The sequence below is a fragment of the Erwinia tasmaniensis Et1/99 genome (genome assembly GCF_000026185.1).
GTDB lineage: Bacteria > Pseudomonadota > Gammaproteobacteria > Enterobacterales > Enterobacteriaceae > Erwinia > Erwinia tasmaniensis.
The window spans coordinates 18,658-31,173 of the sequence record NC_010693.1 but is presented as its reverse complement, the minus strand read 5'-3'; the positions used below and the strand labels follow the sequence as shown (position 1 = coordinate 31,173).

Below are 12,516 nucleotides of genomic sequence, written 5' to 3'. Positions count from 1 at the left end.
TAACGGCTGTTAAGAGTTGAGTCCCCGGTATTATCCATTTCTGGTGAGAACGATTTCTGAAGACTAACCTGCGAAAGGGGCATAAATTTTTTATGCCCCTTTCGCAGGTTGAACAAGCCGCAGGCGCGTTAGCTGTGTTAGCACGAAAGTTATACACATATACAGGCCTCATTTTTAAAGAGATCTTTTTAAGATTATTTTTAAACCCTTTTTAGCCCCCCCAGAGGCCAGGGCTGATGCAGCCTGGCAGCGTGTTTATGTGACAAAATGCCCTGATGCTGTGACACTCTGCCCTCAATATGGGGTTTTATTGTGACAACTCACCCTCAAATCTGTGACAAACTGCCCTGAAAAATTAGTAAAAACACAGGGTTATTGACAACACTTTTTTAGCGTGACAACCTGACCACATGTCACAATAGCGGAGCATCCGACATCCGATGACCTCAGAATTAATCGTTGCTGATAAACCCCGAAAGGTGGGGCAGCGCATCGTACAGTCAAATGAACTGACTGAAGCTGCCTACAGTCTTTCCCGCGATCAGAAGCGTATGCTCTACCTGTTTGTCGATCAGATACGCAGGACAGAAACACACGACAGTGAGAATTTCCACGATGGTAAGTGCGAAATTGCCGTTTCACATTATGCGAAAACCTTTGGACTGACCTCGGCGGAGGCGAGTAAGGATATCCGAAAGGCTCTGAAAAACTTCGTCGGGAAAGAGGTTGTTTTCTATAAGCCAGAGGAAGATCTGGGTGATGAGAAGGGATATGAGTCTTTTCCCTGGTTCATAAAGCGTGCGCACAGCCCGGCAAGGGGCGTATACAGCGTCCACCTTAATCCTTACCTCATCCCTTACTTTGTCGGATTACAGAATCGGTTCACTCAGTTCCGCCTGGGTGAAACACGCGAAATAACCAGCCCTTATGCCATGCGCCTGTATGAATCGTTGTGTCAGTACAGGGGTAACCTGAGGTATGGAACCGTCATTCTCGGGATAGAATGGATGATTGAACGCTACCAGCTGCCACAAAGCTATACCCGTATGCCTGATTTCCGTCGTCGTTTTCTGGTTCCGGTTGTGGATGAGATTAATCGCCGTACCCCGCTAAGCGTAACTTATGTTGAAAAAAAATCAGGACGACTGACAACCCATATCGTTTTTTCATTTACTGAAGTGTGACAACTTGCCCTCTGGTTTTTCAGCGCTGCAGCAAATCCCTGACAGCCCGTACTCTTGCCACGCTAATTAATATCGCTTTCCACTGACGGTTCTTCATCTATGCTTCCCGTTCCCAGGGCATATCGTCACACCATGCAATGTGCCCCTTTTCAGGGCGGATTGTCACACTTTGGCTGACCCTGTACCCGGAGGTAGAATGCCGCGGTTGTCATTCCGAAAGTAAAGGGCAGTTTTTAAAATGGGGTCTGAGCTCTGACGGTGATTTGTTACCGTTTCAATGAACAATGATGAGTGAAGGTTCCACTCAATACTGAAGGCATTTTGTCACATTTACATCATCTGTACTGGCCGTGATACCTCTGTTACCTCTGTTACCTCTGTATGGATGATGAGGGTAGATTGTCACAGTCCTTAATCCAGCTGTATTAAGCGGAGCACCTGTGGTGAAGAAACTTTGAAGGCAATTTGTCACATGTAGAGAGATTCGGTTGTTGCCAGCGCAATACCCGCATAACCTCATTTATTCAGAAAAAGAAAGGCATGAAACCCGCCTTTACGCCGGTATACGGGAGGATATCGCCATGAGGGATACCCTGTCCGTGAGCCTGATGAAGGAATTATATAAGCTGACACCGAATGCCAGCACAGACACGCATCGCCGCTGCTACCGCTCTGTTGTAAACAGCGTGCGGCATTTTTTCTTGTATCCGGTGATTTACGACTGGGGGGGCAGGGAGCGTAGTACTGCCGCCGCATCGGAACCATCGCCGGTGAAGGGCACGGCCAGCGTACCCGCAAGCTCAAGTGCAAACACCCGGGTATAGACCTCAATCGATCGTGCATCCTTGTGGCCAACGAGTGACTGGATAACTTTCAGCGGCTGACGGTGGTAAAGCATGTGCATGATGTACGAATGGCGAAACGTGTGCGGCGTCACCGGTATTGAAAAATGTACGCCATCCGCCGCCGCCCGGTTGACCGCCGCCTTCAGCCAGTTGCGCATGGTTTCATCTGTGGCTGACCATATCGGTTCACGGCGCCTGGGACGGGCGGTGGCCATCCAGCTTATAACCTGATGCACGTAGCTCCTGTCACTGAGTGGTACCAGACGTACGGCATCCTTAGGCGGGCGCCCCCGGCGGCTTCGGACCTTTTCCGAGAGGATGCGCACAAAAGGTCGCGGGCCGTCCAGCACGAAAGACTCCGGCTGAAGGCTGCAGGCTTCCCCGATACGGGCACCGGTGTTCCACAGCGTGCTGAACAGAAAGTGGTGCTTACGGTCGGGCATATAGTGGAGTAATGCGCTCACTTCTGGTGCCAGCAGGTAGAAGGGCGTCACGCCGTTCGACGTCGCTATCCGTCTCAGGGCAATGGCCATCGAAAAATCTACGCCCGGCGCGATGCTCAGCGCACTGATGCGTTCTGGTGAATTCTGCAGGGCAACGGGGTTCATTATCATAAAGTTTTCACGTAGCGCGATCGGTGGATTTATGCGGCCATTTTCCCGCAGCCGGATGTCTGGAGCGAGCGCAATAAATCGCGCCAGGAGGATCCTGAATTTGGTTTTACTCGCAGTATGGAGGGTAATCCAAAGATGGTAAAGGATCCATTTTCGAACAAAAACGTCCTGAGCCCTTGAGGGGCGTGGCTTCAGGAGCGATCGCTAAATTTGGTATAAAAGGGGTAATCCCAAATATGCCCGGGGTGATTCCGGCTTTGATTCTGACTATCCCGGAGATGCCCAGCCAGAAAGATGGTGTGCAGGGGGAGCTAATTGTCCATAAAGTGGAGTATTTATATTCCCCATGAAGATTCAGTCTTTTTTTTGCTAAATAATATCACAGTTCCCCAGTGGCTCGCCGATAACACCTCCTGAAATACTCAAAATAACAAAGCATTATTGACGGCTTCACCAGGCCAGGAGCAATTATGAATTTTCTAAAAAACTACACGATCCGCGCTGTTCTGCTGTGGATTTTGGGGATCTTCTGTTTCATGTGGGGGGCGGTGGGCATATACAGCCTAAGCTCCCTAAGCCAGCTGAGCAAAGGGGATGCGGTCGGGCATCAGTTGATCGACCAGATGACCATCCTGAGTAAAGGCAACGACCAGTATTTCCGCGTGATTACCCGCCTGGCTCGCGCTACAGATTCTAGAAAGCCGCAGGATATGGATGCGGCAAAGCAATCTCTGGAAAATATGACCGCACTGCTGGCGGAGTTTAAGGCGCATACGCCAGGCCCGTTGGATAGGCAGTATGCCACAGCGGCAACGGAACGCTGGCAGAAGCTGCTGGAAGAGGGCGTCATTCCCCAGGTGCGGCTGGCACAGCAGCCCGCGCTTGACGACTACCGCCTTCATGCCCGTACCGTCACCCCGGCCTTGAGCCGCGAATTTGGCGCAAGCGTGGAGAAATTCAACACCGCTGCGGCGGCTAAACTCGATCAAACGCGGATAAACGGCGAGCACCTTATCAGCACCACCAAGACCGTACTGATTCTGGCAATGGTGCTCGGGATCGCTATTTTGCTGTTAACCGACCGCTATTTAGTCGCGATGCTGGTTCGTCCACTGAATAACCTGCGTGAACATTTCCGCCTGATTACCGAAGGCGATCTCACCCATACTTTACGTGATTTAAGTCGCAATTGCGTCGGCCGTTTGGTGCCAATGGTGCGGGAAATGCAGGACAGTCTGCGCGAAGCCGTCAGCTCCATTCGCAGCGGAACCGATAATATTCATCTTGGCGCGGCTGAGATCTCGTCTGGCAACAACGATCTCTCATCGCGTACCGAACAGCAGGCATCCGCGCTGGAGCAGACCGCCGCCAGCATGGAACAATTGACGGCAACGGTAAAACTTAACGCCGATCACGCCCGTCAGGCCAGTACGCTGGCGGATAACGCCTCCCTGACGGCAGGAAAGGGCGGCGTTCTGGTGACAGACGTGATCACAACGATGGAGGGGATCTCTGACAGTTCGAAGAAAATTGCCGATATTACCTCCGTTATAAACAGCATTGCGTTTCAGACCAATATCCTGGCACTGAATGCCGCGGTAGAAGCCGCGCGTGCCGGTGAACAGGGGCGTGGTTTCGCCGTGGTGGCCAGTGAGGTGCGCAGTCTCGCCCAGCGCAGTGCGGGCGCGGCGAAGGAGATTGAGACCCTGATCGCCGATTCAGTATCGCGCGTAAATAACGGCTCAAAACTGGTGGCCAAGGCGGGAAGCAACATGAAGGATATCGTGCAGTCGGTGAATGAGGTCACAGAGATTATGAAGCAAATCTCCTGCGCCTCGGAGGAACAAAGCAAGGGGATAAACCAGGTGGCTACTGCGGTTTCAGAAATGGATAGCGTCACCCAGCAAAATGCCTCACTGGTTGGAGAAGTCTCCTCGGCCGCCAGCGCGTTAGAACGCCAGACCGTTGAACTGACTCTGTCAGTTTCCAGATTCCGCCTGCCTGAAAGTTCTGAATCTGCGTTGCGGTCAACGCCAGCCGTTGTTAAGCCAGCGGCGGCGAAAGGTGCTGCTGGGTCAGGTGACGACTGGCTAGCCTTCTGATCAATCTGACTTGTCCAGCTACTAGTGTAGTGGTTTACTGAATTTTGCCACCTGAACAGAGGTGATATGCTCACCTCAGAACAACACAGGTGCTCCAATAAAAAGAAGAAAATTTAGTCCTGAATTCAAACGCGAATCCGCTCAGTTGGTTGTTGATCAAAACTACACCGTCTTTGATGCCGCTAAGGCTATGGATGTCGGTCTTTCCACGATGACAAAATGGGTCAAGAAACTGCGTGATGAGCTGCAGGGCAAAACACCAAAACCCTCTCCGATAACACCGGAAAAAATCGAAATACGTGAGCTGAAGAAAAAACTACAACGTATTGAAATGGAAAACGAAATATTAAAAAAGGCTACTGTAGATTCAATTGGTCAACGCAACAGTCATGTGAAAACATGGGGTTGCGGAGGGTTTTTGAATGAGACGGACATTTACAGCAAAGGAAAAAGCATCTGTTTTTGAACTGTGGAAGAACGGAACAGGCTTCAGTGAAATAGCTAATATTCTGGGTTCGAAACCAGGAACAATCTTCACTATGTTAAGAGATACTGTCGGCATAAAACCTAATGAGCGCAAGCGGGCTGTAGCTCACCTGACGCTGTCAGAGCGCGAGAAAATACGAGCCGGTTTGTCAGCCAAAATGAGCATTCGTGCGATAGCTACTGCGCTGAATCGTAGTCCTTCGACGATCTCACGTGAAGTTCAGCGTAATCGAGGCAGGCGCTATTACAAAGCTGTTGATGCTAATAACCGAGCCAGCAAGATGACGAAAAGATCAAAACCTTGCTTGCTGGATCAGAATTTACCGTTGCGAGAGCTTGTTCTAGAAAAGCTGTAGATGAAGTGGTCTCCAGAGCAAATATCAGGATGGTTAAGGCGAACGAAACCGCTTCAAAATACACTGCGAATATCACCTGAGACAATTTATAAAACGCTCTATTTTCGTAGCCGCGAAGCGCTACACCACCTGAATGTACAGCATCTGCGCCGGTCGCATAGCCTTCGCCATGGCAGACGCCATACCCGCAAAGGTGAAAGAGGTACGATTAACATAGTGAACGGAACACCAATTCACGAACGCTCCCGACATACAGATAACAGACGCTCTCTGGGGCACTGGGAAGGCGATTTAGTATCAGGCACAAAAAACTCGCATATAGCCACACTTGTAGACCGAAAATCACGTTATACGATCATCCTTAGACTTAGGGGCAAAGATTCTTTCTCAGTGAATCAGGCTCTTACCGAAAAATTCCTGAGCTTGCCGTCTGAACTCCGGCAATCACTGACATGGGACAGAGGAATGGAGCTGGCCAGACATCTGGAATTTACTGGCAGAACCGGAGTTAAAGTTTACTTCTGCGATAGAGTCCCTGGCAGCGGGGAACAAACGAGAACACTAATGGGCTAATTCGACAGTACCTTCCCAAAAAGACATGCCTTGCCCAATATACTCAACATGAGCTGGATCAGGTTGCAGCTCAGCTAAACAGCAGACCGAGAAAGACACTGAAGTTCAAAACACCGAAAGAGATAATTGAAAGGGGTGTTGCGTTGACAGATTGAATCTACAACAGCGCTCTTGATGTCAGACTCCCTGAACGGTTCTCGATAATCGGGAAACTCAGGGCGCGTTATCCTGTGGCCACTCTCTGCCATGTGTTTAGGGTTCATCGCAGCAGCTATAAATACTGGAAAAATCGTCCTGAAAAACCAGACGGCAGACGGTCTGTGTTACGAAGTCAGGTACTTGAGCTACATGGAATCAGCCATGGTTCGGCCGGTGCAAGAAGCATCGCCACAATGGCAACCCAGAGAGGCTATCAGATAGGGCGCTGGCTTGCTGGCCGGCTCATGAAAGAACTGGGGCTGGTCAGTTGTCAGCAGCCGACTCACCGGTATAAGCGTGGCGGTCATGAACACGTTGCTATCCCGGATCACCTTGAGCGGCAGTTCGCCGTAACAGAGCCAAACCAGGTGTGGTGCGGTGATGTAACCTATACTGGACAGGAAAACGCTGGGCATACCTCGCTATTGCTCTCGACCTGTTTGCAAGAAAGCCAGTGGGCTGGGCAATGTCGTTCTCGCCGGACAGTAGACTCACCATGAAAGTACTGGACATGGCATGGGAAACTCGCGGTAAGCCCGCAGGAGTGATGTTCCACAGCGATCAGGGCAGTCATTATACGAGCAGGCAGTTCCGGCAGTTACTGTGACGCTACCGGATCAGGCAGAGTATGAGCCGGCGTGGCAACTGTTGGGATAATAGCCCAATGGAACGCTTCTTCCGAAGCCTGAAGAACGAATGGGTGCCAATAATGGGTTACGTAAGCTTCAGCGATGCAACTCATGCAATAACGAACTATATCGTTGGATATTACAGCGCGCTCAGACCGCATGAATATAACGGTGGGTTACCACCAAACGAATCGGAAAACCGATACTGGAAAAACTCTAACTCGGTGGCCAGTTTTTGTTGACTACTTCACCGGACGCATCTCGCCCGGGGGAATACCCAATCGGGTATGGCTTACGGATGGCTGGCCGATGTATGAATCACGCCGAAATGGAAAGCTGCACACGCTATTAGCAAACGTTACACGCAGCGCATTGAACGGCATAACCTGAATCTGAGACTGCAATTGGCAAGGCTGGGACGAAAGTCACTATCATTCTCAAAATCAGTAGAACTGCATGACAAAGTCATCGGGCATTATCTGAACATCAAACACTATCAGTAAATTGGAGTCATTACCCATTGCCATAACGTTGTAACAGTCTCCATTAAACACCTGAGAATAATTTAGCTTTCTAATGATATAAACTTCGTAATTCTATAAAAATAGAATTAATTTTTTAATATACCGATAAAGTAATCAGCAATACCCTCGCCTACCGATTGGAAGATAGTTACTTTTATTTAGCTTATGATAGTATTCATAAAAATAGCATACTATTGCTTGTTTGTTGGAAGTAAGGCAAAATTAGATTTTTCTTCTAATTTATTAGAAATTTTTTTATTGCCACCTAAATTTATCGATAAGAAGATCATTTATGCTCAAAAAAAAATACAGAGTTCGGACTTTACTTATTACACTAACGGTCGGTAGTGCGATTTTAATATCAACATTGCTAATGTCTAGCATTATAATCTACCAAAACAAAAATATGGAGAGAGAAATTTTAGAACGTAATTTGGCATATGCGCTAAAAATTACAGATACTTTCAATCAATACTTAAGGCTCGCTCAACTGGAAATTGATGCTTATGCTGATGCTGTAAGAAATGTCAACAACAAAAAACAACTAAATTTTGAACTAGAAAAAATCAATAATAGAAAAATTCTTTTTAATTCTGTAGAGATAGAGCAGGACATTGATCGCAACTTACATGAATCATATCGTAAACTTAACTTTAATGATGAAAAATACCAAACGAATTTGATAGAAAGAAACGTAGGTGGATCAAATTACCATACAAATATCCTCTACTCACCCGTTTTAAATTATTATATTATCTCCATATCAAAACCTTTTTTAAATGGTAAGGAATCTTATGAAAAAAAAATAGTTGGGAATATATTTTTGAATAAAGAGAATATTTTTTCATACCTGATACCCACAGAAAAACTAAAGAATGAAATTAGCATTGAAATATTATACCCACCTGAAGAAAACATATTAGGCACACGTGATTTTTCTTTAGGCGACCAATTCCTATCTAACAAAAAAAATAAAGAAAATTTAAGAGAAAATGAATTCGGAAGTTTTTCAACGAAAATAGAGGGTAGGAACTATTTAGTTGGGTTTTCAAGTAAAAATGAAATGGGTTTTATTTTTCTAGTTTCATCTCAATCGGAATCTTTCTCAGGTAAGCTAATATCAATTGCAAAAGAATTTTATATTTTTTATTTAACTATCATCACCACTCTTGCAGTATTGACAATTTTTTTATCACAAAAAATAGCCAAGCCACTAGAGTGTATAGCATTATATGCCGATGATGAATGTTCAAAAATAGATAGTCTTGAATTCGTTAAAACGCAGTATGCGGAGGCCGAAGTGATTAGAAAATCATTGCTATCCTATGTAAGCTCGATGGCTGACAAAGTCGAATATTTGGAGGGGGAAGTAATGACGGACCCTCTAACAAATTTATATAATCGCCGCGGTTTTTATTTTCACTCAAAATACTATCAGGAAATAAACCTCCATTCTGTGCTGTATCTAGATATAGACTATTTTAAAAAAATAAATGATACCTATGGACATAATACTGGAGATGCTGTGCTGTGTACGATTGCGATAGTTCTGAAAAAAAATTTCCGTAAAGAAGATATACTAAGCCGTTTCGGAGGAGAGGAGTTTGCTTTTTTACTACCAAGAACGTCAGCTAAAAATGCAGTAAATATGGCGAAAAAAACACTAAAAATGATATCAACAACTGAATTCCCTCATAGAGAAAAAGTTACAGTATCCGCAGGTGTATCCATTGTCAGTGAAAAAACAAAAGGGTTGGAAAAAGCATTAATTAAAGCAGATAAGGCACTTTATTTATCTAAAAAAAATGGCAGAAATCTTGTGACATTCTTAGAATGAAGAGCATGCAGATCATCGGTTTTCATGTAAAAATTTACCGTATTTCATCTGATTTATGGTTTAAGTATAAATACACATCTTTTAGTTTCGTGCACTTTTTAATTTTCGCACTACTTGTTCATCAGTCTGTATTCTTCCTGTGTCAGATTGTTCAGTGATTGAGGCGGACATTAGCAGTTATATTCGGGCAGCCACCTGTCGGTAATGTCAGGTTCTATTAATCTTCTCTGGAGGATTTTAATCTGGTGAAGAAGACAACAAGACCTGTAATTTCGCCGCGCGTGGGTTGCGGTATGTTAATCGACCTGGTCCGCCAGCGTAGGCAGGAGTAATCTGGACATCCTAGTTGGCTCTTCATGATGATAAAAATGAAATCAGTATATTCCTGCTCTACGCACAGCGTGAGGAGAGAATCACAGAGATAGACGAGCCGAATAATATTGGGGATGACAACGTAAATTTTTTTTTGCCACGTGATATCGCTGCAGGGCTAGGAGCATGGTGATCTGCTCCTAACTACGGAAAAAATTTCGATGTATTAAAAAAAGCCGCAACCCGACTAAAATTACAGAATACACCAGATCCCGAAAGGGGCAATCCTTGAAATAACTACACGATCCCACTCTGGTTAAGGTAGGGTTGGCCGATGCCTATGTCCTGTGTAGCATTGACATCCATGTTACACAGGCATGGTATAATAAAAACTATTTTTCCACTTTACTTATCAATGAATCTAGTAAATCTACGTTTATACTCATATCCATATATTTCTTGTTCGTTGGGTTTTTTATCTCAATGGTGTTTTTTACCTGAAAGTGAAAAATAGCTTTATTTGCATGATACTGAAGAACATGACCACTTGTTTTTTTATCATCACTTAAAAAGTGAAGGTGAAAACCTGGGACTGAAATCCTTCCATATATTTCTGGTGTCCAAAACCCTATAAGTTGCCCACGGATGTTAGTTAAAGAGCTAACATCCTGCTCATTGACCATATCTAGAGCAGTCCTTCCTTTAGAGTTAGACTTTTGAGGAGTTCTAATTTTTAATTCATTAAAAATGGCATGAATATTTATTGCAATAAAAACATTTTCTATGTTTAATTTTTTTTTCAAAATTGACGCTGTATTTTCTTCATCAAGAAAATCACACTCGAATGAATTTTCGGATTCGAAATTTGTTATTTGTATAAAGGGGACAAGCTTTTTCGATATTTTATGTACGTCCTCACCTGCAGTCGCCTCCCATGCCTCACCATTTGATATGGTCAACTCACCGTTCATCCCCTCTGAACATCCGATCCCAAACATTTTTTCATTCTTGTGGGCATCAAAATCAAACTCACCATCAACAAAACCTGACATTAGAGCCCCGATGGTTGAAAACTGAACTATCTTACTCATAAGAAGGTAACCTCGCCATTTAAATAGACCCACTGGTTATTATAGGTGATTTAGTTAAAAAAAAATCAAATCTGCTTATTTATTTCGTTGGCTAGGAGGTATACTGACCTATAACAACATAGTTATTCCGATAACGCTACCAACTCACTGATTTAGTTCATGATGGTGCTTTGAGGGGCTTCAGTGGCTTCCATTGCCATCAGTTGCTCCTTCTGTCCAGCTACTGAAGGCGTGGTGCGTAAGGCTAAGCATAAGGATTCATACGTAAATGTGTAAGATCACGCTCTAGCCCTTTCAACATCTACGTTGCCGAAATCAAGCGTCATGCCACTGGCTATATCTATATTGGGGTCTGACGCTCAGTGGAACGAAAACTCACGTTAAGCAAAGTTTTCTGCCTCTGACACCTCTTTTGATGGTCTCAGATGTCCTTTGGTCACCAGTTCTGTCAACGTGAAGGAATAATGGCCAAGCATATTGATATGTCTGTGGCAAAGTGGGTAGAGGCAGGCGATATCTTCATCATTCATTGTTTCACCCTGCGCCCGGAGATGATTCAGGGCTGCCTGCATATAAATAGTGTTCCATAACACGACAGCGTTAGTGACCGGCCCCAGTGCTCCCAACTGATTTTCCTGACCGTCGGTATCTCGTTTTCTTATCTCACCTTTTTGACCGTGACAGATGGCTCTGACAACAGCATGGCGGCTTTCTCCCCGATTAATCTGGGTCAGAATACGCCGGCGGTAATCTTCATCATCAATATAATTAAGCAGATACAGCATTTTGTTGATGCGCCCCACTTCAATGATTGGCTGAGTAAGTCCGGAGGGACATTCACTTTTCAGCAATGAACGGACCAGCACTGAAGCCTTTACTTTGCCCAGCTTCAGGGATCCAGCGGTCCGGATCATTTAGTCCCACTGAAGGACTATTTTTCGGGGATCTGATTGCCCTCTGGCAATATCATTTAGCACACCATAGTCGGCATCATGGTCCATTCGCCAGAAAACCGAAGCACCGACATCAGCCAGGCGCGGAGAAAACTGGTATCCCAGCAGCCAGAAAAGGCCCAAGACAAGATCGCTGGCACCTGCTGTATCGGTCATAATTTCGGTTGGGTTCCGCCCAGCCTACTGCTCCAGAAAGCCTTACAGCACAAAGATAGAGTCCCTCAGCGTCCCCGATATAACGATGCCATGAAAGCCGGAATACTGATCGGACACAAAGTTGTAGCAGGTGATCCCTCTGTTATTACCAAAGTATTTGCGGTTCGCTCCGGTATTGATTGTTCTGACTGGCTAACAAAGCGCATTCCATCTGCAGATATCACTTCTCCTCCACCCCATATCTGTGCCAGTGGCAGAGTTGCCTGAAAATCAACCAGTCTAGCATTAGCGCTGGTGATAGTTTCAGCCCGCAGATAGTTCGCTTTTGTGCAGTTCAGCCGGTGTCGGGTCGATGCAGGAACATTTGATCTGATCAGTGGTTCCAAACCGATATTGCAGGCTTCAGCCATCAGCACGGCGCTGATGCTGACGGGCAGATCATCAACTCTGGCACTGGCTTCACTGGCGTGGAAAAACTGATCTGCAAATCCGGTATGGGCGTTAATTTCGAGCAGCAACTCCGTTAAATCCACTGGAGGGAGCAGATCACTAACCATTTTGCTCAGTCGCTTCAGACTGTCCGTCTCATCAAGACTGGCTAGGGGAGAAATTGTCAACCGGGGCTTCGGGCCAGAAACATCTAGTTCGACAGCCTC

5 protein-coding genes and 5 pseudogenes are annotated in these 12,516 nt (G+C 45.9%); 7 read left to right on the top strand and 3 right to left on the bottom strand.

Translation table 11 applies throughout. The annotated features are described in order from the left end of the window. Nucleotides 1-440 precede the first annotated feature (440 nt). Nucleotides 441-1,184: a replication initiation protein RepE gene (gene repE, locus ETA_RS00890; RefSeq protein WP_012439763.1), complete on the top strand. Its 744-nt coding sequence runs from the start codon at nt 441-443 to the stop codon at nt 1,182-1,184. A gap of 715 nt (nt 1,185-1,899) precedes the next feature. On the opposite strand, the gene ETA_RS00885 is transcribed toward repE, so the two are convergent. Then, nucleotides 1,900-2,637, bottom strand: coding sequence for a tyrosine-type recombinase/integrase (locus tag ETA_RS00885; RefSeq protein WP_407919827.1), 738 nt, complete (start codon nt 2,635-2,637; stop codon nt 1,900-1,902). A gap of 476 nt (nt 2,638-3,113) precedes the next feature. Here ETA_RS00885 and ETA_RS00880 point away from each other — a divergent pair, with 476 nt between their 5' ends. The 6 genes and pseudogenes from ETA_RS00880 (at nt 3,114) to ETA_RS00860 (ending at nt 9,348) form a co-directional block, all read left to right on the top strand. Then, the gene (locus ETA_RS00880; protein ID WP_012439761.1) at nt 3,114-4,745 is read left to right on the top strand and encodes a methyl-accepting chemotaxis protein; all 1,632 of its coding nucleotides are present in this window, start codon (nt 3,114-3,116) and stop codon (nt 4,743-4,745) included. A gap of 97 nt (nt 4,746-4,842) precedes the next feature. Next, nucleotides 4,843-5,100 (top strand): annotated as a pseudogene (locus ETA_RS00875) (transposase); the annotation flags it as partial. 67 nt (nt 5,101-5,167) lie between these two features. After that, nucleotides 5,168-6,315 (top strand): annotated as a pseudogene (locus ETA_RS18745) (IS30 family transposase). Between the two features lie 12 nt (nt 6,316-6,327). After that, nucleotides 6,328-7,229, top strand: a pseudogene (locus ETA_RS18975) (IS3 family transposase); the annotation flags it as partial. Nucleotides 7,230-7,272: 43 nt separating this feature from the next. Further along, nucleotides 7,273-7,490 (top strand): annotated as a pseudogene (locus ETA_RS18970) (IS1 family transposase); the annotation flags it as partial. Between the two features lie 313 nt (nt 7,491-7,803). Then, on the top strand, nt 7,804-9,348 hold the full coding sequence (locus tag ETA_RS00860) for a GGDEF domain-containing protein (protein WP_042958479.1): 1,545 nt from the start codon (nt 7,804-7,806) through the stop codon (nt 9,346-9,348). Nucleotides 9,349-10,052: 704 nt separating this feature from the next. Here ETA_RS00860 and ETA_RS00855 read toward each other — a convergent pair. Together ETA_RS00855 and ETA_RS18965 are read right to left on the bottom strand one after the other, a co-directional pair. Continuing rightward, nucleotides 10,053-10,751 (bottom strand): acetolactate decarboxylase, encoded by a 699-nt coding sequence (locus ETA_RS00855; RefSeq protein WP_042958478.1) that lies wholly within the window; start codon nt 10,749-10,751, stop codon nt 10,053-10,055. Nucleotides 10,752-11,170: 419 nt separating this feature from the next. Continuing rightward, nucleotides 11,171-12,486 (bottom strand): annotated as a pseudogene (locus tag ETA_RS18965) (Tn3 family transposase); the annotation flags it as partial. Nucleotides 12,487-12,516 lie beyond the last annotated feature (30 nt).

What these genes read in the sequence shown, in the direction of transcription:
- repE (WP_012439763.1), top strand. Translation starts at nt 441, where the DNA reads ATGACCTCAGAATTAATCGTTGCTGATAAACCCCGAAAGGTGGGGCAG.
- ETA_RS00885 (WP_407919827.1), bottom strand. Translation starts at nt 2,637, where the DNA reads ATGAACCCCGTTGCCCTGCAGAATTCACCAGAACGCATCAGTGCGCTG.
- ETA_RS00855 (WP_042958478.1), bottom strand. Translation starts at nt 10,751, where the DNA reads ATGAGTAAGATAGTTCAGTTTTCAACCATCGGGGCTCTAATGTCAGGT.
- ETA_RS00880 (WP_012439761.1), top strand. Translation starts at nt 3,114, where the DNA reads ATGAATTTTCTAAAAAACTACACGATCCGCGCTGTTCTGCTGTGGATT.
- ETA_RS00860 (WP_042958479.1), top strand. Translation starts at nt 7,804, where the DNA reads ATGCTCAAAAAAAAATACAGAGTTCGGACTTTACTTATTACACTAACG.